At 41.3% G+C, this 25708-nt stretch carries 18 protein-coding genes; 6 read left to right on the plus strand and 12 right to left on the minus strand.

Annotated features, from left to right (window positions below; translation table 11 throughout):
• Positions 1-19: 19 nt before the first annotated feature.
• From G5B00_RS13890 to G5B00_RS13900, 3 genes are all read left to right on the plus strand, one after another.
• The gene (locus G5B00_RS13890; RefSeq protein ID WP_163876551.1) at positions 20-1954 is read left to right on the plus strand and encodes a fumarate reductase/succinate dehydrogenase flavoprotein subunit; all 1935 of its coding nucleotides are present in this window, start codon (positions 20-22) and stop codon (positions 1952-1954) included.
• Between the two features lie 117 nt (positions 1955-2071).
• On the plus strand, positions 2072-2845 hold the full coding sequence (locus G5B00_RS13895) for a succinate dehydrogenase/fumarate reductase iron-sulfur subunit (protein WP_205966428.1): 774 nt from the start codon (positions 2072-2074) through the stop codon (positions 2843-2845).
• A gap of 176 nt (positions 2846-3021) precedes the next feature.
• Entirely contained in the window at positions 3022-6762 is a 3741-nt protein-coding gene (locus G5B00_RS13900) for a sensor histidine kinase (RefSeq protein WP_163876554.1), read from the plus strand.
• 5 nt (positions 6763-6767) lie between these two features.
• Here the strand turns inward: G5B00_RS13900 and nagB are convergent, their stop codons facing one another.
• The 12 genes from nagB to G5B00_RS13960 form a co-directional block, all read right to left on the minus strand.
• A complete protein-coding gene (gene nagB / locus G5B00_RS13905) occupies positions 6768-7553 on the minus strand; it encodes a glucosamine-6-phosphate deaminase (protein ID WP_163876557.1) in 786 nt (261 codons plus the stop codon).
• Between the two features lie 62 nt (positions 7554-7615).
• Positions 7616-8854: an MFS transporter gene (locus G5B00_RS13910; protein WP_163876560.1), complete on the minus strand. Its 1239-nt coding sequence runs from the start codon at positions 8852-8854 to the stop codon at positions 7616-7618.
• 11 nt (positions 8855-8865) lie between these two features.
• Positions 8866-9969, minus strand: coding sequence for a kelch repeat-containing protein (locus G5B00_RS13915; RefSeq protein WP_163876563.1), 1104 nt, complete (start codon positions 9967-9969; stop codon positions 8866-8868).
• A gap of 51 nt (positions 9970-10020) precedes the next feature.
• A complete protein-coding gene (locus G5B00_RS18365; protein ID WP_163876566.1) occupies positions 10021-11316 on the minus strand; it encodes a glycerate kinase in 1296 nt (431 codons plus the stop codon).
• Positions 11316-12455 (minus strand): N-acetylglucosamine-6-phosphate deacetylase, encoded by a 1140-nt coding sequence (gene nagA, locus G5B00_RS13925; RefSeq protein WP_163876568.1) that lies wholly within the window; start codon positions 12453-12455, stop codon positions 11316-11318. Before nagA ends, G5B00_RS18365 begins: the two co-directional genes overlap by 1 nt.
• Before the next feature lie 11 nt (positions 12456-12466).
• Positions 12467-13645 carry a sialidase family protein gene (locus tag G5B00_RS13930; RefSeq protein ID WP_163876572.1) on the minus strand — a complete coding sequence of 393 codons (1179 nt, stop codon included), beginning with the start codon at positions 13643-13645 and terminating at the stop codon, positions 12467-12469.
• Between the two features lie 35 nt (positions 13646-13680).
• Entirely contained in the window at positions 13681-14901 is a 1221-nt protein-coding gene (locus tag G5B00_RS13935) for a sialidase family protein (RefSeq protein ID WP_163876575.1), read from the minus strand.
• A 24-nt stretch (positions 14902-14925) separates the two neighbouring features.
• Positions 14926-15630: a GDSL-type esterase/lipase family protein gene (locus tag G5B00_RS13940; protein ID WP_163876579.1), complete on the minus strand. Its 705-nt coding sequence runs from the start codon at positions 15628-15630 to the stop codon at positions 14926-14928.
• Positions 15627-16817 (minus strand): AGE family epimerase/isomerase, encoded by a 1191-nt coding sequence (locus G5B00_RS13945; RefSeq protein ID WP_163876582.1) that lies wholly within the window; start codon positions 16815-16817, stop codon positions 15627-15629. Before G5B00_RS13945 ends, G5B00_RS13940 begins: the two co-directional genes overlap by 4 nt.
• Before the next feature lie 22 nt (positions 16818-16839).
• Positions 16840-17775, minus strand: a complete 936-nt coding sequence (locus tag G5B00_RS13950) for a dihydrodipicolinate synthase family protein (RefSeq protein ID WP_163876585.1) — start codon at positions 17773-17775, stop codon at positions 16840-16842.
• Positions 17776-17840: 65 nt separating this feature from the next.
• On the minus strand, positions 17841-19325 hold the full coding sequence (locus G5B00_RS13955; RefSeq protein WP_240894496.1) for a RagB/SusD family nutrient uptake outer membrane protein: 1485 nt from the start codon (positions 19323-19325) through the stop codon (positions 17841-17843).
• An 8-nt stretch (positions 19326-19333) separates the two neighbouring features.
• Positions 19334-22525 (minus strand): SusC/RagA family TonB-linked outer membrane protein, encoded by a 3192-nt coding sequence (locus G5B00_RS13960; protein ID WP_163876588.1) that lies wholly within the window; start codon positions 22523-22525, stop codon positions 19334-19336.
• A 255-nt stretch (positions 22526-22780) separates the two neighbouring features.
• Between G5B00_RS13960 and G5B00_RS13965 the strand changes: the two genes are divergently transcribed.
• The 3 genes from G5B00_RS13965 to G5B00_RS13975 all read left to right on the plus strand — a co-directional run bounded on the left by G5B00_RS13965 (position 22781) and on the right by G5B00_RS13975 (position 25680).
• Positions 22781-23491 carry a FadR/GntR family transcriptional regulator gene (locus tag G5B00_RS13965; protein WP_163876591.1) on the plus strand — a complete coding sequence of 237 codons (711 nt, stop codon included), beginning with the start codon at positions 22781-22783 and terminating at the stop codon, positions 23489-23491.
• A gap of 101 nt (positions 23492-23592) precedes the next feature.
• The gene (locus G5B00_RS13970; RefSeq protein WP_163876595.1) at positions 23593-24780 is read left to right on the plus strand and encodes an aminopeptidase C; all 1188 of its coding nucleotides are present in this window, start codon (positions 23593-23595) and stop codon (positions 24778-24780) included.
• A gap of 219 nt (positions 24781-24999) precedes the next feature.
• Positions 25000-25680, plus strand: coding sequence for a hypothetical protein (locus G5B00_RS13975; RefSeq protein ID WP_163876598.1), 681 nt, complete (start codon positions 25000-25002; stop codon positions 25678-25680).
• Positions 25681-25708: the final 28 nt, after the last annotated feature.

A 25708-nucleotide genomic window follows, 5' to 3' on the forward strand; every position in this document is an offset into this window, starting at 1 on the left:
CTATTGAAAGGAAAAGAATATGTTAGATTCAAAAATACCTGCGGGTCCATTGGCCCAAAAGTGGTCCAATCATAAATTCAACATGAAATTGGTCAATCCGGCCAATAAGCGTAAGTTTACGATCATCGTGGTCGGTACCGGATTGGCAGGAGCTTCTGCGGCAGCTTCATTGGCAGAACTAGGCTACAACGTCAAGACTTTCTGCTACCAGGATTCACCTCGTCGTGCGCACTCTATTGCAGCACAGGGGGGTATCAATGCCGCCAAGAATTATCAAAACGATGGAGACTCTGTATTCCGTCTTTTTTATGACACCATCAAAGGAGGAGACTACCGTGCGCGCGAAGCAAACGTATACCGTCTTGCCGAAGTCTCCAACAATATTATTGACCAATGCGTCGCGCAAGGTGTACCTTTTGCCCGTGAATACGGAGGTCTACTGGATAACCGTTCGTTTGGCGGTGCACAGGTATCCCGTACGTTCTATGCACGTGGACAGACAGGGCAACAATTATTGTTGGGCGCCTATTCTGCATTGAACCGTCAGATCAAAAAAGGAAAAGTGCAATCCTACACCCGTCATGAGATGCTGGATATCGTCAAGATCGACGGACATGCCAAAGGTATCATCACACGTGACTTGATAACCGGCAAAATCGAAGCACACGAAGGACATGCAGTCTTGTTGTGTACAGGAGGGTACGGCAACGTATTTTTCCTTTCGACGAACGCGATGGGCTGTAACGTGACAGCCGCATGGCGGGCGCACAAACGGGGTGCATTCTTTGCCAATCCCTGCTATACGCAGATACACCCGACCTGTATTCCCGTGACCGGCGATCACCAATCAAAACTGACGCTGATGTCGGAATCCTTGCGTAACGACGGCCGTGTGTGGGTACCTAAATCACAAGAGGTTGCGGCAAAACTCCGCAAAGGGGAAATCGGCCCCAACGATATCAAAGAAGAAGACAGGGATTACTTCCTGGAACGTAAATATCCTTCATTCGGCAACCTGGTACCTCGCGACGTAGCTTCCCGCAATGCTAAAGAAGCTGTAGATGATGGTCGTGGAGTAGGTAAATCCGGTGTAGCCGTATTCCTAGATTTTGCAGACGCTATCAAACGTCTCGGTGAGGATACGGTACGTGCCAAATATGGCAACCTATTTGACATGTATCACAAGATTACGGACGAAAACCCGTACAAACAGCCTATGCGTATCTATCCTGCCGTACACTATACCATGGGTGGTGTATGGGTAGACTACAACCTGATGACAACAGTACCTGGCTTGTATGCTCTGGGTGAGTGCAATTTCTCCGATCACGGCGCCAACCGTCTAGGTGCATCGGCGTTGATGCAAGGTCTTTCAGACGGTTATTTCGTCATCCCTTACACTGTAGGGGATTATTTGGCTAACCTAGGAACATTTGCTCCGGTAGACAAAAACCACTCTGCTTTCGAACAAACGCGCAAAGATGTCGAGGACAATATCAACAAACTATTATCCTTAAAGGGAGAGAAAACCGTCGACGACATCCACAAGCAACTCGGCCACATCATGTGGGAATACTGCGGGATGGCCCGTACGGCTGAAGGTCTGACCAAAGCCAAAGGCCTTATCCAGGAATTGAAAAGAGAATTCTGGAGCAACGCCCGTGTATTGGGTGAAAATGAAGAATTGAATATGTCGCTGGAAAAAGCAGGCCGTGTTGCTGACTTTCTCGAATTGGGTGAATTGATGGTAGATGACGCACTGAATCGCAGCGAATCCTGCGGTGGGCACTTCCGTCTGGAGTCGCAGACCGAGGAAGGTGAAGCTAAACGCGATGACGAAAACTTTACATATGTAGCCGCTTGGGAATATAAAGGTGAAAATCAGCCCGAAGTCCTCCATAAAGAAGAACTGATATTCGAAAACGTGAAGTTAACACAAAGGAGTTATAAATAGATATTAGATTGAAAGATGTTAGTAGTTAGATTGGAGATAATCAAAGAAGGTCTAAAATCTAAATACGAAAACCTTAAGGTCTAAATACTAATATCTAAATACTCAAATACTATAAACATGAGTAAGCACTTGAACTTAACGCTGAAAGTTTGGCGTCAAAAAAATAACAAATCAAAAGGGCAATTCGTGACCATTCAGGCCAATGATATTGCAGACGACATGTCGTTTTTGGAAATGCTTGACGTAGTCAACGAAGATTTGACCCGCAAAGGAGAAGACCCTATCTATTTTGACCACGATTGCCGCGAAGGTATCTGCGGTATGTGTTCATTGGTCATCAATGGACGTCCACACGGTCCGATGGAAGGTACGACCACTTGTCAATTGCATATGCGTAGCTTCCACGATGGACAGACTATCGTCATTGAACCTTGGCGTGCGGCAGCATTTCCGGTATTGAAGGATCTAGCCGTAGACCGTACTGCCTTTGACCGTATCCAACAAGCTGGCGGATACGTCAATGTCAACACAGGAGGCGTACCTGATGCCAATACCATACCTATTCCTAAGCGTGTTGCAGACGAAGCTTTCGAATCAGCCACCTGTATCGGTTGTGGAGCTTGTGTTGCCGCTTGTAAGAATGCTTCGGCCATGCTTTTTGTTTCGGCCAAAGTATCGCAATTTGCCTTGCTTCCACAAGGACAGACCGAACGCTATGAGCGTGCTCAAGCTATGGTGGACCAAATGGACAAGGAAGGCTTTGGAAGTTGTACAAACACAGGTGCATGTGAGGCCGAATGTCCGGTAGGTATCAAATTGACGAATATCGCCCGCTTGAACAGAGAATATTTTACGGCAAAAATATTCCGTCAAGAAGACGTACATAGTTAATAGATAAGGCACACCAACGCTGGCGCACGAACCACGAAGCAAATCCTTTCGTGTGCCTCGATAAACAAGCACACGAAAGGATTTGTGCGCTAACAGTGCTTAAAAAAAGTCCTTGCAAAAAAACTTGTAAGGACTTTTTTGTTTATATTTAAGGCATATTGTCAATCTGCCCAACAATGAGCAATAACATCAGGATATTATTACTTGTGCTGACATTCCTGTTTATCGGAACGGCAATCACGATAAACAGCACCATACACGATAAGCATATCCTCGATACCGAAAGCAAGGCACTGACAAAAAAGATCCACGCCAAAGAAGATATCATCGACGACATATTTCAAGATGAGCTACTCTTGAAAACCTTTGCCAATTGCGAAAGATACCCCTTACAAGTACGTGAGATCGCCAAAAAATACCAAGAGCAGTCCATTCATCTTTTTGTTTACCGGAAAAATGAACCTATTTTTTGGAATTTCAATATCTATGTACCCGAATCACTGAACGGATTAAAGAACGATCTCTCGTATATCTCTACTGAAAACCGCTCCTTCGTCGTCAAAAAGAAGGAAATCAATGAAGATATTAGCATTTTGGCTTTGGTGACGGTAAAAAGATTATCCAAAAACAGCGACGATTACCGCAAACCCTTGGTTAAACAGCAGATACCTTACACAAGCAGTTTGGAGATAGCCGATTTTAGCGATGATCAAAATGTCAAAAACATATACTCAAAAAGCAACACGTATCTATTTTCTGTAAAACTAACCTCTGACCGATATAACAACACCTTTGTAAAGATTCAACTGCTGTGCTGGATCCTGGCGAGCCTGGCCTTTGTCATATTGATCCAAGGAACATGTATGGATATCGCAAAACGTGGACGTCCGGGCCTATCGATTGTACTGTTGGCTATCACGTTTTTTTTGTTGCGGCTGTTGGATTTCCACACAAACTGGCTGACCGCCAATTCTGCATTAGCCATATTCAAACCCGAAAATTACGCTTATCCTCCGTTCACGCCCGATCTACGCTCCTTTATAGCCAATAGTATTGTCATTCTGCTGCTCATATGCCACTGCATATATGTCAAAAATATCCTTGTCATCCCAGACAAACTCAAGGGCAAACCATACGGAATCTTTGTATTCTATCTGTTGCTATGCCTTCTTTACATTGCCTTCAATAGGATATTCTATTATTTAGGAACCATCGTTACCCATTCTTCCATCGCGGACTACAATTTCATTGACATCTTAAAGCTAAACCCTTTTGATTTTTCTCTGGTTCTAGCTTATAGTATCAATATATTTTCGCTCATCCTGTTGACGGATTTTATCCTCTATCTTGGCAAAAGGCTTTATGACAAGATACCTTACACCATCAACATACAGCTTATCGTCCTGGTACAGTTTCTGATACTGGCTGCTTTGAACAATGACTTTACATTGGTCAACGTCCTGATCGGGACGATCATATTGGTTCGTTCCTTTGACCAGTCGATGTTTAAGGAGAAGAACATTTCTACCCAGGTAATTTGTCTGGTCGCCTTGGCTTTTATTACAGCTATCGTTTTCTCCAAAGCTTACAAAACAGTGCAGGAAGAACAGCTCAGACAGACCATAGCCTTCTTGAAATCCAATGACGATCCTGAAGCCATCGTACAATTTGATTCCATGGAAAATGACATCTTGAGCGACACGTACTTTCCCAAGATATTAGAATTCTCCTATCCAAATGTAGACGGAAAGTACCTGACATCCTATATCAAACGAAAATACCTCAATGGCTATCTGTCCAAATACGATTTTCAAGGATATTATTATATAAACGATATTCCGGTCGAACCCTACAATACCAATAAAATCAAAGAATACCGGGAAAAGGTCATTAATTCGACGAAAGTCAATTCGGAATCCAGCTTCTATAAAGCATCTACTGAACTGGGCACATTGGAATACTTTGCCGTCATAAAGATGCTCATCTCGGACGAAAATGAGTTGACACTGTTCCTCAACTTTACAAACAAAGCTTTTAATCAAGCTCTCCCTTTTCCTATTATATTGGACGGTGACAAAAACGAACAGCAATTGAGCCAGAAAAACCTGAGCGAAAACAGTTATGCTTTCTATAAGAATGGTAGCTTAATCACACAAAACGGGAAGTTTGTCTATCCCCGCACGGATGCCTCCTTTCCCCAGCAGATAGGCGAATACATTACATTGAAAGAGGAAGGTCGTTTCATCCACATGCTGTACCGGCCAAACAGTTACACGACGATTATCGTCAGCAAGGAGGCTCAATCCTATTGGGAATTCATCGCTTTGGCCTCCTCCTCCTTCCTATTGCTGTATGTCATCATGGCCTTTGTCAATCTAGGTGTAGTGCTTATTCCCATATTCATGTCGCAAAAACTCTCTTTTCGGCATCTAGCCTATCGCTTTTACCGACTTAGGGAAAACATTCGCTACAGTACCCGTATACAGACGCTGGTCATCTTATCTGTACTTCTGGCTGTTATTATCTCGGGCATTATTACCTTTGTCAGCATAAGCTATCAAGCAGAAGAAAACCGCAAAACTGAAAAAATCGAATACATATCCAAGATTTCCAACAGGATAGAGAGCAATATCTACAACCTTTCCCAACAGGAGGTATTGTCCAACATCGAGGACCTGATCAAAAGTACTTCCAACGTCTTGACGACAGACTTCAACCTGTACAATAGCAAGGGAAAGCTCCTCTATGCGACCCAGCCAAAGATATACGATCAACGGCTCATCTCTCCATACATTCATATGGATGCCTTACTGAATCTCAATGTCCTGAAGAAAAATGGTATTCTGAACAAGGAAATTTTAGCCGGATTTAGGTATGACGTCACCTATGCGACAATCCGCAATGCCAATTACCAAACATTGGCTTACCTCAGTATACCCTATTTTGCATCCAATGAGGAAGAAACGACCAGCCAAAATATTTTACTCAATACCATACTCAATATCTATACCATCATCATCATCATTTTGGCTTTCCTCTCCGCTTTTATAGCCCGGAAAATCACAGAACCGCTACAGATCATCGGCCAAAAATTGGCGGAAACTACATTGAGCGGCAAACCGATCGAACCGTTGTACTGGGATAAAAACGATGAAATAGGAGCACTCATCAAAGAGTACAACCAAATGTTGATTAAATTGGAGGAAAATGCCACCCAATTGCGCAACAAGGAACGGGAAACCGCGTGGCGTGAAATGGCTCAGCAGGTGGCGCATGAGATCAAAAATCCCTTAACACCGATGAAATTGGGCATACAGTTGCTCAGCAGGTCCTTTCACGAAAACGACCCCCAATTGAAAGAACGTTTCAAAAAAATATCCACCTCTTTTATCGAACAGATCGACGCACTGTCTCATATCGCCTCGGAGTTTTCTTCTTTTGCCAAACTCCCCGAAACCAAGATGGTCGCCATTGACCTCATCGAAAAAATATACAAATCAACCGATACGTATAATAGCAACCCAAATATTCAAATATCCTTGCGGAACAATACCAGGTTGCAGAAGGTAACCGTCCTGGGAGACAGAGGACAGTTGCTCCGAACATTCAACAATCTTATCAAGAATGCCATAGAGGCTAGCTCGAAACGTAGAAAACTCACAGTCGACATCGTCATCAACAGATTGGGTACAGACAGCATAGAGATACAGGTCAAAGACAATGGCATAGGCGTATCCGAAGAAGCTAGACCCAATATCTTTAGACCAAACTTTACCACCAAAAGTTCGGGTACTGGCCTCGGCTTGGCCTTCGTCAAGCAGACCATCGAGAGTATGAACGGTACCATTCGGTTTGAGAGTACGATAAATGTAGGCACCACATTCTACATAGATATCCCTCTTTATCAAGAAGGATAATTTATCTATTCCTTTCGAAGATCACTTGCAGCCTCGGTATCGAGCACTAATTCTACACGCTCGCAAGTCTTTAAAAACGTGGCGGGTATATCTGGAGTAAGGTCACTTTCCATCATTTTTTTTATAATAGCTGCCTTTCCTTTGCCCCAAGCCATCAAAATAATTTTTCTAGCTTTCAAAATCGTATCGATACCCATGGTGATAGCTTCTGTAGGTACCTGCTCTTTCTCTCCAAAGCCGGCAGCAGCATCTGTACGTGTCAGATCATTCAGTTCGACCAGACGTGTTTGGGAATCAAACTCTGCGCCTGGCTCATTAAAACCGATATGGCCCGTGCGTCCAATACCAAGCAGTTGGATATCAATACCACCTAGGTCCCCTATCTTTTGTTCGTAAGTCCTGCAATAGTCTTCTATACTTTCTCGCGGGTGTGTTCCATCAGGGATATAAACATTGTCCGGGTTTATATCGACATGGTCAAACAGATGCTTCTGCATAAAAGCTACATAGCTGTGCGGAGAATCCGGTTGCATCGGAAAATATTCATCCAGGTTGAAAGAAACGACATCCTTAAACCTGAGATGCTCTTCCCTATGCAAACGAACAAGCTCTTCGTAGACATAGATAGGAGTAGATCCGGTCGCAAGCCCCAGCACGGTTTGTTTGCCTGATTGATGATTGGATCGGATCAAAGAGGCTATACGCTGAGCAATATCGATAGATGCTACCTTTGCGTCCGGATAAACGGAAACGACCGGATTGTAATTTCCCAGAGAAGATACGTGTGGCATAAAAATATTCGAATTTGTATAAATCCTTAAAGATACAGATCAAAGCGACATAAAAAAAGTACTTATTTGAAATCGTTGACTTTGGGTCGCAGAAAATACAGTTGGATTATCAAGGCCAGAACCACGACCCCTGCGAGCATGGCAAAATCTTTGCCTAAATTGCCTGCATCAGTCGATCTTCCCAAAAGATCTGTGATAAAGGCTCCTGCAAAAACACCTGTCATATTCATAACTCCATAAGCTGTAGCTCTGTATTTTGAAGCCACAAACTGGCAAAGTATAGGCATATTGTTGGCATCGGCCATGCCGTATCCAAAGCCGAAACAAAACGCTGCTCCAACGATATGAAGCATAGAATGTCCGAAACCGATCAGCAACAGAGAAGGAATTGTCAGGCCCAAACCTATTGCACTGGTGTACACTCTCCCCTTAAGATTTTTCTCAACCCATCTATCTGATAAAATACCACCGAATATAACTCCCATAAATGAAGACACCGCAATTGTGACGGTCGAAATTGGGCCGGCTGTCGACATATCTATGCCGAGATTTTCGGCAAAAAGTGTGGGCAGCCAGTTTTTTGTGGCCCAGCCGGGTAAACTGGGAACGGCAAAATAGAAAAGAATAACCCAAAAGGAAATGTTGGTAAACAGTATAGACAATCCTTTAAAAATGGATGATTTGTCGTGCGTCTTAGCTACTTGAGCATCCTCCTCTATGCCTGGGTTGTATTTTTTTTCTCTCAAAAAGAAGATCAGCATAACAGAATATACGATACCCACTAATCCGAATATATGAAAGGCTTGCTGCCATGAAAACCGATGTGCTACAGTTGCCCCAAAACCTCCTAAAGCTTGCCCCATATACAGTCCTGTCATATGGATTCCTATTGCTAAAGATCTGGTCTTAGACGTATGGAAATCTGCAATCAGCGACAGTCCTGCAGGAATATAAAGTGCTTCACTTATACCCATAAGTGCCCGCAATACATACAGTTGGTCGAAGGTCACGGCATACCCCATACCATAAGTAACCAAAGACCACACGAATAAGCTCCCAACAATAACCCATTTTCTATTAAACTTATCAGAAATGATGCCTGAAACTGGGCTCATAAATCCATATATCCACAGAAAAACTGCCATCAAGCGACCAAAATTTGTGGCGTATTGCAATTCCACAATATCCACCTGCATGGATGGACGCATGGTAGAGAGCATTTGTCGATCCAGATAGTTCAACAATGCAACGACCCACAGTAGGGCGACCAATACCCATGGATAATATTTAGCATGTATCATGTTTGTAAAGTCTATTTTAATTTGCCTGACAAAATATAAGGTGTCCGCACGCCAGCTTTAATCTCTCCGCTTGGAATGATAATCCTTCCTTCCCAAAGATGTGCATTCGTCGTTACGGGAGTATCAAAAGGAATAGCACCAGCCGATGACCAGATATCTGTCTGCATATCGTACCTTAATATTACCTTATTGAAGCCGGGATGGTTCGTCTGGACCACAATTTTCTCCTGATTTAATCTTTCTTTTTCCGACAGATCAGCCTCTTTGTTTACAGCCAAAATCAAAGATTCTGCCTTATGAAAGGTTTCGCCACTGTCTCCTCCGAACAAAAGTATCGATGTGTGATCTATCATCAGCCCTGTTCCCGCAGACAGGCCATAAGGAAGCTCTGCTCTGGGAGACCAAACCCGTGTATCCACATCGAAATGTAAAACAGAAGAATAGAATGTCGTTATATCACCATTATTCCTCTTCCTGCCTCCGATTAGATATATTCCATCAGGCTGAGAAACCATCACTGCATGGGAAACCTGATAAGGTAATTGTGAAAGAATTTGCCAACCGTCGGAAAGATTGTCAAGATCCAACACCATAGATCTGTCAGAAACAAGATCAGACAGCTCTCCCCCAACAAGATACACCTTATTTTCTATTGATGTCATCGAAGCATTTGCTACGGCAAAAGGTAATTGCGGAAGTGCTTCAAAATCAATTATTTTGGATTGGTCGTTCCATCGGATAAGCACAGCGCTACGACTTAATCCCTCTTCGTTTTCCCCACCTGCATAAACTATTCCGCGAGGTGTACTGCATGATGCACCGTAAGCAATCGGGCAAGGTAGTTTGAACGTTGTCTCATGAATTAGGCTGTCTTTGTCGCTAGTAAAGACGAATAAATCGTCATAATATTTCTTTTTTCCTCCTAGCCAAGGCATTTTGTCCGGAAAATTTGCACCGCCTCCTACGATTAAAAAATTTGTATGAATTCCTGTTACCGGCCCGGCTAATCCCAACTGTTCCTGCTCGTCAGAAGAAGAGGGCAACAGTGCAGCAATATCCCATTTGATAGAATCGTACAATTCTACCTGTGCTTCTACTGTATTAAATTGAATCATTATATATAGTAAAGTGAAAGTTACACACTTAAAAAACTTCATAGCCGGCATTTATTGAGGATTATCGACAAGAACTATGACCATGTCCATGACATTGGTATTGGTCGGACCCGTATAAACATGCCCTCCAACTGCTTGAAAATAGACAAAGGAATTGTTCTCGGATAGATACTTCTCAGGAGATATTTTTTTCTGTTCTGAAACGGCCTTCGTTTCATTATCGACAATTGCTCCTGCTACGGAAGTGGGTCCATCTCCTCCATCAGTTCCTCCTGCCAATAATGTAATTTGTCTTTCTTCCCTGATTTCAGATAAGGCTGCCAAAGCAAGTTCTTGAGAACGCCCTCCAATCCCGGATTTATTCTTTACTTCCACCGTGGTTTCTCCTCCATAAATTAAACACGATAGACCTTCAAAAATTAATCGGTTGGCCTCATCCATTATATTTCTAGCTACTTCTCCCGCTAAGCCTTCTATTGTCCTCGGGCTTATGATCGCTTTATATCCAAAAATTTCTGCTTTTTGTGCCGCTGCATTTAACGCCATCTGGTTATTGGCAATAATGTAATTGGTTGTATTTTCAAAAACGGCCTTATCGACCGGTATTTTATCGGCATCAATATGATATTTTATAACTTCATCAAGTCCTTTGTATATATTATATTTTTCCAGTATATCTTTCGCCTTTTCTTTGGGACTAACATCTTGCTCCGTTGGCCCAGAGCCTATAATGGACATATCATCACCGGGTACGTCGGAGATCATAAGTGAAAATAGCCTAGCCGGGTAAACGGCTTTTGCCAGACCACCTCCTTTTATTTTGGACAATTGCTTGCGAACAGTATTCATTTCCAGGATAGACGCTCCGCTATGTAGCAACTTAGAAAATAATTGCTGCATTGTTTCAAGATTCGTTCCATCCGGACAATCTGCCATTAAAGACGAAGCGCCACCAGACAGTAGGAAGAAAACCAGATCATTTTTCGTAAGCGTGCTTGCAAATGCTAAAATATCCTCAGTGGCTTTCAGGCTGTTCTCATCCGGCACGGGGTGTGCAGCCTCTATTATCTGAGTTTTTTTCAATGGCAAACTATGCCCGTATTTAGTGACTATCAATCCTGATGTTAGGACATCTCCCAAAATATCTTCTAAGGCGTTGGCCATCGCAGCCGATGCTTTTCCGGCTCCCAGTAAATAAATATGGTCTACATTGCTCAGTTCGATTTTCTCGTCTTTTACAATCAGGATATCATGCTGTCTTTGAACCCATAGAGGAATGATATGTTGCGGTTGCACCGCAGCAATACCTGCCCTGAAAATCTCTTCTACCTTTTCTCTAGCCGTCACTAGCTTACTCCTTTCGTTATTTCTTCACCTCTTCTAAAAATATGGGTAATAGACAAACCGTCTTTAGACAAGGCAACTAGATCGGCAAAATAACCCGTTTTTACTTTGCCGTGTTTGTCGGCAAGACCAAGTAATTGGAAAGGGATTTCTGCTGCCATTTTAAACACATCGTAAGCAGGTATGCCCACTTTATTGATACTATGCCTCACCGCATCGTACATGCTGATATTTGAGCCCGCTAGATTTCCTTCTGCATTGACATATCTTCCCGGTTTGTGTATAAACTGAATACCATCCATCTCTAAGTCCTCTTCTCCTATGAATGTAGCATCGGAAACCAGAAAAAGCTTCCCTTTCTTTAGTCTATACGCCAATCGTACAGCTGTATCATCGCAATGAAAACCGTCAACTATAATCCCGGCATACACATCACTATCTAATGTTGCTCCCACTAAGCCCGGCTCTCTACCCATAAAAGGTGACATAGCATTATACAGATGGGTTATACAATTAACCCCTTTATCGAATATTGTTTTATAAAATGCTGCGGTTGAATTAGAATGCCCTGCCGAAATCACAATACCTCTATCTTGAATTAAAAATAATTGGTCGTCTGTAAATTGCTCTGGTGCTACGGTCATCATTTTTATAACACCTTCTCCGGCATCAAGAATGGTTTTAAGTTCCTCATCTGTAGGTTTTCTAATGTATTTCGGATTATGCGCCCCTTTCTTTTCTATATTTAGGAAAGGCCCTTCCAAATGTAAGCCCAAAACTCCGGGCTTTCCTTTAGAGATATAAGTTTTCACTACCTCAACTGCTTTGAGGATATTCTCTAGGGAAGTCGTTACCAGTGTGGGCAATATGTTTACGGTTCCAACCTGTAGATGGTCGATGTACATTTGTTCTAGAACCTGCTCTGTAATCGTGTGGGAAAAGTATACCTTTATCCCGCCATTCACCTGTAAATCAACAAAAGCAGGCACCAAATAAGCTCCTCGTAAATCTATACTAGTTTCATCTGTCGATATTTCTGGCGAAAGCTCTTTGATGACACCATCTTGCAGATATAGTGCATGTTGTGTTATCAACTCGTCTTGCTCATTATAATACGCGAAATTTTTTAAGACCATTCCCATTTATCTGATAATTATTTATCCAATATTTTTTTTGTTGGAAAGTGCGCAAAAACTATTCCCCCTTTGTTTCCTCTTTCGTAAACTATACCTATACATTTTTGATCAATTTCCACAAGATCTGAATAGGCAGATGCTCCTTCGTCTACCAAAAAAGCCGTCTTCCATGTTTTTCCATCATCCCAACTGGCTCGTATCGTCATTTTCTCTCTTTTAAATTGACTGTCGGGATTGCTAAATAATATAATATGTTTCTTTTTATGTTTGATATCTAGCATGCTCCCTTGGCAAATTGGGTCGGGCAATTGTTTGTCGAGATATACCGTGTCCCAAGATTGCCCTGCAGTTTTGCTGTAAGCCAACAATCTATATCTGTATTTCTTGCTCTGCAATCTTACATTTTGAAGAATACTTCCATCAGATAATTCTGCTGCTATACTTTCGTTGCCTGCCTCAAAATCAATATCTGAACCTAATTTCCAAGTCTTACCGTGGTCATCGCTAAAAAAGCCATGTGACCTATAATTGTTAAAATTATTCTTCGGCTTGTCGCCAACTGAATGATTTGCAGCAATATACAAACGTCCTTTATATTTACCCTGCTTTATCTGTATAGCATGACCAGGAGTATTGGTCATCGTTCTCCAATCTTCTTCAAAATTATAAGCCGGATTAAATTGCGGTAGTTTTGGTCGATGTACTTGTGTTGTGATATTTACTGCCTCGCTCCATGTTTTTCCATTATCTGAGCTTGTTTTATAGAAAACTTCCCGCAATCCATTTCCTGACAGGAGATCGAACTCTGTTGCTGTCCCTGTATTATAAAGGATAAATATCCTTCCTTTTGGATATTGAGGGTCTTGAAAATCAACTACGGGAGCAGGGTCTCCGGCTTTGTAAGCACCATTATCTGCTATTATTTCCAAAGTGCTCCATGTTTTCCCTTTATTTCTACTCCGTTTCATGACGAGATCTACATCGCCAAAATCATCACAATCTTTCTTTCGGGCTTCTGCAAAAGCCAGTAAGTCCCCGTTTGGCGCTTTAATTATTGCCGGGATCCTAAAACAGTTGTAACCTTCTGTTTCATTTTGAAAGATATAATTATAGTCCTCTTGGGCAAAACATACTGCTGAACTTAAGAAAAATGACAATATAAAAATGTGTGTCTTTTGTAATTTATGGAAAGGCATGTGGTGTAATTTTTTTATGGTATAAATTCTAGTGTTTACTCTAATATATCTGCTATGTCGATTTTTCGAAATGCGATACCTCCGATATTGCCTTTTTCATATAACAATCCGATATGATTATCATCCAATGCATATATAGCCGAGTAAGCAGAAGGGCCTTCATCGACCAAATACTTATATGGCCAGGTTTGTCCATCGTCTTTACTCGCACTTATACTCATTCTAGTACGAGCCGACGAGCTCGCTGGATTGCTGAATAAAATGATATGCTCTCCTTCATATTTTACATCTAATAAATTTCCCTGACAAATCGGATCGGGCAGTTGAGTCGCAAAACTTGGTATTCCCCACGACTCTCCCCCATCATTGCTGATGGCTATCAGTTTATATTTTGTATTGGCCGGCTGATTCACGGGATTATTTAAAGTTTGATAACGGATTGCCTGAATAATACTTCCATCTGACAACTCTGCGGCTGTACTCTCATTTCCTCCGGGCATATTCACATCAGCAGCGATGCTCCATGTTTGTCCATGATCATCACTATAGTAGCCATACGAATAATAGGAGGTAAAATCATCCGCATTGGCTTTTGTCCCTGACCTGTTTCCTGCCACGTAGATTCTATTTTTCTTAGTACCATTTTTTAACTGTATAGCATGACCTTGCGTATTTACCCCCATCCAGCTTGGCGTAAAATTATATATGGGATTATACTCAGGAGCGTTGGGACGAAGTACGGATGTTGTGATATTCGTGGGCGTGCTCCAGTTTAGTCCATTGTCTGTACTGGTGATGTACCATGTTTCACGAACTCTTCGAGTTCCTCCCGATGATACATTATATTGTGTTGCCGTATTGTAAAATAGAAACAGTCGACCGTCGGGATGATTAGTATCTGAATAATCAATTACCGGGGCGATATCCCCAACTTTATAGACTCCGTTATCGACCAATAGTTCTACAGCTCCCCAAGTCGTCCCTCCATCGGTACTTTTTCTCATCACTAAGTCCACATCTCCGAAATCATCACAATTATTTTTTCTTCCCTCGGCAAAAGCGAGTAGATGTCCGTTAGGAGCTGTTACAAAAGCTGGTATTCTATAACAGGAATAGCCATTTGTTTGATTTTGGAAAACAAAATCCGTTTCTTCAGGTAAAACAGGTGTTGGCAACACAGGTTCAGGGGCTAATTTTCCGTTTTCACCACAACTTATCATGAGTGCAATCACACACATTATCAATATATTCTTCATATTTACCTCCAATATTTTAATAAATTAATCCTCTTCAAGATAAGGTCGCAACAATGCCACCCAATGCTCATATCCCATTGCTGTTAAATGAAGACCGTCTGTTGTATAGTGTTGGTCTAGTTTACCTTCGTGGTCCTTGAAATGACTATGTGAATCTATAAGTCTTATGCCTTCTTTGGAAGCGACCAATTTTAGAGCGGCATTGATTGTGTTTATACGGGTATTTTTGCTTGCGTAATTGTTGTTGCTCACCGGTAATATAGTATGAAAGTAAATCTTGGTATTTGGACTTTCCGAATCAATCCTCTTAATTATTCTTTTATAATTATTGATGATATAACTTTCAGGAATATTCCTACCGACATCATTAGTCCCTATCAAGATAAAAACCTTAGCGGGCTGACCTCTTAGTGCTTCGTCTAATCGGTCTAAAACACCGTAGGTAATATCCCCGGATATACCTCTATTTTTTGCACTTGGTGCATTCAGTAACTTGCCCCAGTCGGCACCAGCAGTAATACTGTTGCCTATAAAAACAAGGTCAGCATTAGATCTTGTCTCTTGTGTGAAGAGTGCCAATCGCTCATTGTAAGTGGTCGGCCGATAGTTGCTGTCTACATAAACCGTATTAACTCCCTCTGGTAAATAAGGTTTTGGAGCAGTATCTTTTTTGCCGCAGGCCGTCATAAATATCGTTACCAATAAAATCAATACTGGGCTATATTTCATATCTTATTTCCTAAATGTTCTTCCAACAATTGCCAACAATACCACTCTTGACGGGGTAAATGAAACGGCCCTTTAAACATATTTCCTTTTAGCGGAACCGACACCCGTCCATCCCTATGCAAATAACCGAACCATTCTCCATATTCTTTGTCAGGAAAATGCTGATAAGCATAATTATGCACCTTATTGTGCCAATCGGCATATTTTGCGTTGCCTGTTAGGGTGTAAGCCAATAAAGTGGCTATGATCGTTTCGTTATGTGGCCACCAGAATTTCATATCCTGCCAGTATTCCTGCACAGGTTTATTGTACACATCTCTGAAATATAATATCCCTCCATATTCATCATCCCAACCTCTTTCCCACATATAGTCCAGCATTCTACACCCTAAATCAACTAAACGAGGTTCATTGTTCCTGTATTTTGCCTCGTCAAGAATGAACCAAGCTGCTTCTATGGCATGTCCTGGGTTTAAAAGACGACCGTCAAAATGATCGCTAATGGAACCATCTTGCTCTACCTGCTCCATTACAGAACGGATATCGTCTTTTACGAAATCCCGTTCTATTTCCTGTATCCAATGGTCGATCCATTCGTTGCAACGTGCATCATCTGTATATTGCCTCAACTGCTGTGCTACGAATATGAATATCATGGGAATACTAAATCCCTTCAAAGGACGTGTGTCTGTAAACTTTGGAGGTAGAATTTCGGGATGTTGTATATAGTGTAAACATCTTCCAAAAACTTCACTCGCCAAGTCTGCATATCTCTTTTCTCCGCTGGCTTTTGAATAGGCCGCAAATGCCACTATTGCAAATACTTCTGAAGAAAAATACCTTCTTTTACGAATAGGCTTACCTTCTCTCGTAGTATGGAAAAACATTCTTCCATCGGTATCAAAACAATGCTTCTCTAAGAAATCAACACCTAATTTCGCTCCGGAAAGCCATTCTTCTTTTTGGTCCACTGTATTGTACAATGTAGATAGAAGCCAGGCGAACCGCCCTTGTATCCAAATAGCTTTATCATCATCAAGCAAACTCCCATCTCTATCTCTCATCAACAGATAACCGCCATATTCATGGTCTAAACTTTTTGGAAACCAAAATGGCAACGTATCTCCTAATAAACGATCACGATAAAATTCCTTGAGCTGATTCAATTCCTCTTTATTATAATTCATTTCTATGTTCTAATTAACTCGCCTAGACTAATTGTTCTTCCTGTCTGTTTTTCGATGCTAATTTAAAGAAGTCCATATCGCGGAGATCTTGGATAAACTCTTCGTATTTACCTTCCTGCATATTCTCAATCGGAAATCTGAACGTCCCGCAATCTATTCCCACAGCCTTCATAAAGGCTTTTCCTGTTGCCATACCTCCATACTTTTTTAGTATCTCTACAATAGCTATAGATTTATCCTGCAATAAACGGGCTTGGTTGAGATTTCCAGTGTCAAAGGCCTTGATGAGTTCATAGTAAAGTGGTGCTGCATAATTAAAAGTACTTCCTACCGCTCCCCTTGCTCCTATGGCCAAAGCAGAAAGAAAGACCTCATCTCTGCCCCAGAGCAAATCGTATTTCTGGTTTTCAAAATTGAGGCAGAGCTTATAGTCCATCAAATCTTCGTGTGTAAACTTAATGCCCGAAAAACTATCCAGTTTTCCATCCATGGCTTTGAGAAAAGGGTGCATCTCTACAAAAGCTCCCGTTAATGCCGGAATATGGTAATAATACATATTGATATGTGGGACTGCCTTTCCTATTTCTATACAGAAATCAGCAAGCGCCTCAGGGCTTTTCACCTTAAAATAATACGGTGCTATCAATGCTATAGCATTAAAATTTGATTTTTGTGCTATTTCTGCCAGTTCTATACATTCTGTAATGGATGTACCACCAACCAATGCTATTCTTTTTAGGCTATCTACCTTCACTTCGCCCCATTTCTCTATTAAGGCCTGCTTTTCTTTAAAGCTTAACGAAACCCCTTCTCCTGTCGAACCGCACACGAAAGCTCCCGCAACTTTGTTCTGCTCCAGAAATGTTGCATAATCTTGTATCATATCCAGATTTAGGCTTTTATCGGGATGCATCGGGGTAAATGGTGCGGCCACCAGGCCTTCTATTTTCTCTATCATTTTATTATATTTAATCGCGTCTAATAGTTGTTTATCGATGATTACATTTTTTTGTCTCCAAGGTCTCAATTTCTGTAAGCTTCGTTTTGAATGAGCTTGGGATTTAGGCTTAAGGTGGACTGTGATATAGGGAACAATAACAAGCCTCTGTCCCTGCTTTGTAAAGAAGGAACTAAATCCATGGCCTTATCGAAACGGATTAAATCCCACCAACGCTTACCTTCAAACGCCAGCTCCAACAAACGCTCTTTTAGGATCGCTTCGTCATTGGCAATTTTATCCGTACTGACAAATACATTGGCGGCATAATTAGCTCCGTAAGCTCTTTGCCTTACCTCGTTAATTTCATCAGAGGGATCCAAGTCTAATGCGTTCTTAGCCTCTGCAATCATCAATAAAACATCCGCATATCTGTAGATAATCACATCATCAAGGAAAAGTCGCGCCCCACCTGTCACACCTCCTTTATATTTTAAGGCCACACTAGCGTAGAATGTTCTAACCCCTGAGGGAAACCTGTATATTTCTGTAAACGTTACATTTTTTCTAGTATCTGTGGATTGAAACTGAGATCTTAGTATCTCAGATGGTGCCCAACGGTTCAAACCTCCTCCTACACCGATTAAACCTCTGCTTGCTGCATCTCCATCGGATGGTATTTCGGTAGGAGCGATATACATATCTTGCCCATATTGATTTCCGGATTCATTTTGTTTGAATTGAACAGCGAACAGCACTTCTTTATTTCCCTTGTTTGTACCCCTAAAGACCTGGTCAAATGAACTTAACAATGTAACATCGGCAGTTTTGACATCTTCTAATGCGCTAAGTGCTATCTCGAAATCAGCCCTTCCTCCATTTAATATTTTGCCTGTCCAGAGATAAACGTCTCCTTTTAGAGCGTTAAGAGCGGGCTTGGACCAATAAGCTCTTCCAGCTGGAATCGCATTATCTGCAAACAGTCCCGAAGCAAGGCCTATATCTTCCTTAATAAAAGCAAAGATTTCCTCTGGAGAATTTTGCGTTTTATAGGCATCGGGAGCAGATGGATTAAAACTCTCCGTAGGCTCTTTGATAATCGGTACAGCCCCCCACGTACGAACCAGTATATAGTAGATGTATGCCCTCATTGTATACGCCTCAGCCAATATTTTGTTTTTTTCCTTTTGATCTGTAAAATCAATATTAGGGACATATTTGAGCACAAGATTTACGTCGTGCAACACCGAATATAACCTTAACCAATCCGGACCCGGGTTTACAGCGCTTAACGTGTTATTAAAAAGAAATTCCCTTCCTTCAGAACCATTTATCCCGTAGGAGATCTCTTCGCTTCTGGCTCCCCCCCATCGGTATAAATTCTCTTGAACCTGTGTGCGAAATCTTGCATATATACCATTTATCGCTCCTTTGGCATCTTCCTCTGTTTTCCATAGAGATGCCACAGATATTTCGCTAATCGGAGACAATTCGAGATTCTTCGTACAAGACGACAGCAATGCAAAAAGAACCATTACAATTCCTATATTTTCGATTATTCTTTTCATCATATTTCAAATTAAAAGCTAACATTAAGACCAAAAATTATTGACCTGGACACTGGATATCTGCCAGAATCAGTACCTCCTTCTTCAGGTAGCAACCCTTTATAACTTGTAAAGTAATGTAGGTTCCCTCCGGTAGCATAAATCCGTAGATTACTCATTTTTAAATTATTAACCCAATCTTTAGGCACCGAATAGCTTAAGGTAACTTCTCTTATTGCTAAATAGTTCCCTTTTTCATAATAATATGAGTTACCTCTGAAAAGATTATTTTGAGCGACCTGATCTGACCAATAATATCTTGGGATATCAGTAATATCTCCTTGCTTTTGCCAGGATTGATAGACTTCTTTTATCGTATTGATATCTCCCTGAAACTGTCCTAAAAATCGTGCTCTTGACTCGTTATAAATTGTATGCCCTAAAGAAAAGTCTGTTCTCACCGTGATTGACAAGTTCCTATAACCTGCTGTCGTATGGATACCTCCGGTCCACTTCGGAAAAATATTGCCCACATATACCTGATCCCTGGAATCAATCATTCCATTTCCGTCTACATCCTGCCAGTTTACATCCCCCCCGTATTTGGTTTTATCTAATCCCACAACAAGATCGTCGACGGGTCCGGCCTGCGCTTCTGCATCTGTAGCGTAGATCGAAAGCTGTTTGTAAGCGTATAGATCACCTAAAGGTCGACCTTCCTGAAGACCACCAAGCCACGCATAGTCTCCTCGGGCAGGATCATAGACATAAATCCCTCCCACTCTGTTGTTTTCATTACCATTTTCAGGGAGTTTCAATATCTTATTCTTGACAAATGCAGCATTCCATCCTAAATTCCAATATAATCCCCCTTGCTCTTTAGCTTTATATATCGCCGTTGTGATATCAAATTCTACTCCTCTATTTTCTAAGCTTCCATAATTGGTAAGAATACTTGGAAATCCCGTTTCTTGCGGTAAATTCAAACTCGTTAATAAATTATCTGTAACGCGTCTATAATAGTCAAATAGTATCGTCACACGGTTATTGAATAAACCGATGTCTGTACCGAAGTCAAGGGTTTTTGAACGTTCCCATTGCAAGTCCTGGTTTTCCATCCTGGAGCTAAGAATAACAGACCGTCCGTTATAAATCGCCCCGACATCATATCGACCTTGTGCATGAAAATCTTCCAGACCACTGATATTACCGTTTACACCATAACTAGCTCTAAGTTTTAGAGAAGAAAGTGCTTCGGGTACAGTATTCCAAAAACCCTCCCTATGTACATTCCATCCTAAGGACACACCGGGAAACATGCCCCATTTATTATTATTACCCAAATTAGAAGCTCCATCGTATCTGAAATTTGCAGCAAAAAGGTATTTTTGATCATAATCATAGGTGACTCTTCCAAAATATCCAGCAATGACCTGATGGGATGCCGTACTGGATACGGATACAGGGGTAGAGGAAGCGTTCATAGTAGGCACCAAATCTGTAACCGCTCCCTGGCCTGCAGCATTGATACCATAATTTTTTCGATCAAAGTAGGAAGCTCCAAGTTTTCCCTGAAAATTATGTTTTTGTGCGTAAGTTTTATCGTATGTCAATATACCATCAAACTGTTTTTGCCAAAACAACGAATGGCTTCCATTGGCTTCTCTTGTGGTGACCTGTTGTGTTGCTGTATTGTTGTAAGATTTCTGAAAAAAAGCAGTAGCGCCTTGAATAGCATACAAAGATGCCGATGGCTCAAAGGTTAGTCCGGGAAGAATCGTCCATTCCAGTCCCCCGGACAGAGACAGCCTGTTGAGATTGTTAAATGCCTCCCTCCTTGTCAAATGATAATCCGGATTACCCATAGATCTATTTAGACCGGGAGCTAATGTTCCATCTTCAAAGGTATACTTAGCGGTAGGAGGCAACCCTATAGCGCGTTGAAAAAGCTGGTTTGTACTGTAAACTTCCTGATAATCTCTATTACTGAAGTTAACCTTAGCAAATGCCTTTAAAGAAGAAGATATATTGACACTACCATTCACATCCACATTGAATCTATTGTAGCCCGTTGTTTTAGCTATTCCATTATCTTTTAGGTATCCTACCCCCCCATAAAAAGATGATTTCTCATTCCCGCCTGAAAAGGACAAGTAATGGTTTTGGCTCAATGATGTCCGAAAGAGAATATCCTGCCAATCGCTAGGCTTATAGATAATAGTTTGTGAAGGATCGGTTGGATCGGGCATACTCAACCATCCCTCGGACAGTTTATGTTGATTGGCTACAGTCAGGTACTGGGTAGTATAAGCTGTATTATTGGTCAGATCGTTACCTATGCCATATCCTGTCGAGCTACTTAATCTAGTAAGGTGTTCAGGGTGTTTTTCTGATGTCGCCACAATGCCCAGCCTATTGTAATTAATGTAATCTTCCGCGGTAGCGAAATCATATTGTCTTGCCAACTCAGCAAAACCCAAATTATATCGATACGCCAATTGTGTTCTTCCACTTTTTCCGGTTTTCGTACTGATCAAAACAACACCATTGGATCCTCTTGCCCCATATATCGCTGTTGCAGCAGCATCTTTAAGGATTTCTATACTCTCTATATCATCCGCACTCAAATCATTCATATCCAACCTAATAACCCCATCTACGATATAAAGTGGACTGGCTCCATTGGGATTATTAATAGAAGTTCCTCCGCGAAGTATTATTCTCGGGGCAGCCCCAGGTTGTCCATTAACCGTCTGTACCCTAACCCCCGGAATGGTACCCTGCAACGCTGTAGCCACTTGCGAAAAAGGAACATTAGCCAATACATTTGTATCTAATTTTGATATGGCTGTTGTCAATGTTGCCCGAGATTGCTTACCGTAACCTACCACAACTATTTCGTTTAATGATGTTGATTGTGGGATTAAGTGTACCTCTACATTCGGCTCTCCTTTATAGTTCCATTCAAGCAGCGAGTATCCCATATGGCGGAATACAATTTTATCTCCTTCTTTCAACCGAACAACAAAATGTCCATCTCTGTCTGTTTGGGTTTCGTCGCTTGAGACCTTAACCAAAACCCCGGATAAAACCATACCTGTCTCCTTATCCTTTACCAATCCATTGACCTCTCTCGTCTGCGCTAAAGCGATCGGCGGTAAAGTGAAGAAAATGCATAGAAAAAATAAAAATGTCAGTGATTCACTTCTTCTCGTCTTTTTCATTGAATTTAAGTTTAAATAATTAAAATATTTAAGGTGTACAATCGATTTACAATTTGTAGCTTATCAATATGTCTCTTCATACTATAACGGCAATTGAATTAATTGTATTATGTATGACATTATAAAGGTAAAACAAATTTCATATAAACTCCAAATAAATTGTAAATTTTTAAAAAAGTTTGTTTTTATCCATATATCTATTTTATTTTTAATTTGTTTTCTTTTTGTATTTTTGCATTATATAATACATAAAAAGTGACATTAACAACATTTAGAGAAAACGTAGAACTGATAGATACCAGTTCTTTAGTAGATAAAGTCGAAGCCAACCTTGTAAAATTGCTACAGGAAAGAAAGCTAAAAGTTGGAGATGCTATTCCAAAAGAGTTGGAATTATCGGAGACTCTGGGCGTAAGCCGCACCGTAATCAGAGAGGCGCTGATCAGGCTGCGGGTAATTGGTCTTATTGAGACAAAAAAGAAAAAAGGTGCCGTGATTACCAGTCCCGATGTGTTTAGCATTTTAAGCAAAAGTATGAATCCCTATATTCTGGATCAGGATACCTTACGCGAAATGTTTGAAATCAGATTGGCATTGGAAATAGGGATGGCTGATTTCATTTTTCAAAGGATACGACCTTCAGACATAGTCGAATTAAGGCGTATAGTCGAATCTGAACCCATCGTTACCGAAGACCAGATCTTCAATATAGAACACGAAATAGCATTTCACGGCAAACTATATGAAATCACGGGCAATGAAAACATGAAAAAATTCCAGAAAATGCTTTTACCTATTTTTGATTATGTGCATAATAGCGGATTATTGAAAAAAACGGTAAATGTAAAAAAGTTTGTATCACATAAAGGTATCGTAGACGTCATTGAAAATGGTTCTCCCGAATTATTAAGAAACGCGATGCGAAATCATCTTGAAAGCCATTTCGAAAGAATCTTCGAAAAATAACCATTTCTTAAAAACTGTAATATCGAATAAGGTCATCATATTTTTACAATGCCAGCATAGTATTTCCATTCGATTTAATACCTTTGCAAAAAGAATTAATTATGAATTGGAGAAAATCTCTATGGGCAGCTGCCCTCCTATTCACTGCCTCATCACAGGCATTTGCACAGGACAACTTAATCAACTCCCTCAAAACCAATGTCAGCAACAATAGCAAAGAAGGTTTTGCTTTCACAGAGATCATCAACCTGACCAATACATCCGTCAAAGACCAAGGCTCTTCGGGCACCTGTTGGTCCTATGCCGGAAATTCATTCCTCGAATCAGAAATGATCCGTATGGGCAGACAGCCTGTAGAAATATCCTCGATCTTCACAGCCTATTACACCTATCTTGAAAAGGCAAAGAACTTTGTACGGCTACACGGTGGTCAGAGCCAGGGTGAAGGAGGACAACTGCACGATGTACTGACCATATATCGCAAATACGGTGCCGTCCCACAAGAGGTCTACAGTGGCCTGCAAGAGGGGCAGACACGCAATAACTTTTCTGAGATGAGCAGTATATTGGAAGGTATGAGCCAGAGTATCGTCAAGAACAAAAAACTGTCCAATACTTGGAAAAAAGCCTTAACAGGTGTCATGGACGCATACCTGGGCATCCCACCCCAAGCCTTCGAATACAAGGGAAAAACCTATACTCCCCGTTCTTGGGCTGATCAGATCATCGGCATCAACCCCGATGATTATATTGGCATCAGCTCCTTTGAAGCCTATCCCTATTACAAACCTTTTGTGCTGCTGATCCCGGACAATTGGTCATTTGAGAGCTTTTACAATGTACAAATGCAGGACTTGACAAGCATTATAGATCACGCCTTGAAAACAGGGTACACTGTAGCTTGGGCTACCGATGTTTCAGAGAAATATTTTAGTTGGAAGAATGGTGTGGCCTATGTGCCGGCAAAAGATCTCGACAAAATGAGCAAAGATGAGCAGGCACAGATATTCAACGGTCCTAAAGAAGAGGCTTCGGTGAATGCCGCCCAACGCCAAGCTGCGTTTGACGACTACAGCACCACCGACGACCATGGTATGCATATTGTAGGACTAAGCAAGGATCAAAACGGAAAAGAATATTATATCGTGAAGAATTCGTGGGGTACGACCAATGATTACAAAGGATATATGTACGTGACGAAGGAATTTGTGCGATACAAGACCATTTCCATCCTATTGCATAGAGGGGCCATACAAAAAGAAATTAAAGACAAATTGAAGATCGGGTAAGAGATAACTGCTATTTTATGTCATCCTGAGGCTTGCCGACTGCGAAGCAGGCATCAGGGACGTGTTGGCGGCTGTGGGGCTGATGCAACATTGGATCTTTTAACTATATTGTTTAGATCCCTCCTATCGTCGGGATGACAAAAGAAAGGAGACTTCCGAAGTTTTAAAAACTTCGGAAGTCTCTATAAAACCTTATAGGCCTTTTTTTGTTTTATCTATATGAAAACACTCACATTTATACTCTGCTTATTTATTTCTACTTCAATTTTTGGACAGGAGATCAATCTGGATGGTGCATATCTGGCCAAATCGGACGACACGCATACACTTTGGCTCTTCAAAAATGGATACAGCAGCAAAATTATCTATAAGGATCAGCAATATATCTCTACGCAGGGAGGCCCTTATCGATTTGACGGAAAGACGTTGCAGATTACTTGGGAATACAACGATGCTGACCCACAGAATGTAGGTACAACGACCGATGTACCATCATCAGCCAATAATAGCGCACTGACCGTAGAAGGCACCACCTTCCAAAAGCAACTTGCTAAAAAGCAGGATTTAGATGGTGTGTGGCGAATCACAGGCCGACAAAATGCAGAAAAAAAGACATCAACTATTGCGCGAGGAGATCGCAAAACGATAAAGATTCTGGTAGACGGTTATTTTCAGTGGATTGCCATCAATCCTGTACAAAAAGGGTTCTATGGAACCGGAGGTGGAAAATATACATTCTCCAATAACGGCTACACCGAAAGTATTGTCTTTTTTTCCAGAGACAATTCCCGTGTAGGTGCAAGCTTAAAGTTTAAAGGCGAAATCAAGGATGGGGATTGGCACCACAGCGGCTTAAGCTCAAAAGGCGATCCGATCTATGAGATATGGAGTTTGGAATAAATAATAACAAATAAAAAAGGCCTGACGG

The organism is Parapedobacter sp. SGR-10, assembly GCF_011030405.1.
Lineage (GTDB): Bacteria > Bacteroidota > Bacteroidia > Sphingobacteriales > Sphingobacteriaceae > Sphingobacterium.

What these genes read in the sequence shown, in the direction of transcription:
- G5B00_RS13890 (WP_163876551.1), top strand. Translation starts at nt 20, where the DNA reads ATGTTAGATTCAAAAATACCTGCGGGTCCATTGGCCCAAAAGTGGTCC.
- G5B00_RS13895 (WP_205966428.1), top strand. Translation starts at nt 2,072, where the DNA reads ATGAGTAAGCACTTGAACTTAACGCTGAAAGTTTGGCGTCAAAAAAAT.
- G5B00_RS13900 (WP_163876554.1), top strand. Translation starts at nt 3,022, where the DNA reads ATGAGCAATAACATCAGGATATTATTACTTGTGCTGACATTCCTGTTT.
- nagB (WP_163876557.1), bottom strand. Translation starts at nt 7,553, where the DNA reads ATGCCACACGTATCTTCTCTGGGAAATTACAATCCGGTCGTTTCCGTT.
- G5B00_RS13910 (WP_163876560.1), bottom strand. Translation starts at nt 8,854, where the DNA reads ATGATACATGCTAAATATTATCCATGGGTATTGGTCGCCCTACTGTGG.
- G5B00_RS13915 (WP_163876563.1), bottom strand. Translation starts at nt 9,969, where the DNA reads ATGATTCAATTTAATACAGTAGAAGCACAGGTAGAATTGTACGATTCT.
- nagA (WP_163876568.1), bottom strand. Translation starts at nt 12,455, where the DNA reads ATGGGAATGGTCTTAAAAAATTTCGCGTATTATAATGAGCAAGACGAG.
- G5B00_RS13930 (WP_163876572.1), bottom strand. Translation starts at nt 13,645, where the DNA reads ATGCCTTTCCATAAATTACAAAAGACACACATTTTTATATTGTCATTT.
- G5B00_RS13935 (WP_163876575.1), bottom strand. Translation starts at nt 14,901, where the DNA reads ATGAAGAATATATTGATAATGTGTGTGATTGCACTCATGATAAGTTGT.
- G5B00_RS13940 (WP_163876579.1), bottom strand. Translation starts at nt 15,630, where the DNA reads ATGAAATATAGCCCAGTATTGATTTTATTGGTAACGATATTTATGACG.
- G5B00_RS13945 (WP_163876582.1), bottom strand. Translation starts at nt 16,817, where the DNA reads ATGAATTATAATAAAGAGGAATTGAATCAGCTCAAGGAATTTTATCGT.
- G5B00_RS13950 (WP_163876585.1), bottom strand. Translation starts at nt 17,775, where the DNA reads ATGATAGAGAAAATAGAAGGCCTGGTGGCCGCACCATTTACCCCGATG.
- G5B00_RS13955 (WP_240894496.1), bottom strand. Translation starts at nt 19,325, where the DNA reads ATGATGAAAAGAATAATCGAAAATATAGGAATTGTAATGGTTCTTTTT.
- G5B00_RS13960 (WP_163876588.1), bottom strand. Translation starts at nt 22,525, where the DNA reads ATGAAAAAGACGAGAAGAAGTGAATCACTGACATTTTTATTTTTTCTA.
- G5B00_RS13970 (WP_163876595.1), top strand. Translation starts at nt 23,593, where the DNA reads ATGAATTGGAGAAAATCTCTATGGGCAGCTGCCCTCCTATTCACTGCC.
- G5B00_RS13975 (WP_163876598.1), top strand. Translation starts at nt 25,000, where the DNA reads ATGAAAACACTCACATTTATACTCTGCTTATTTATTTCTACTTCAATT.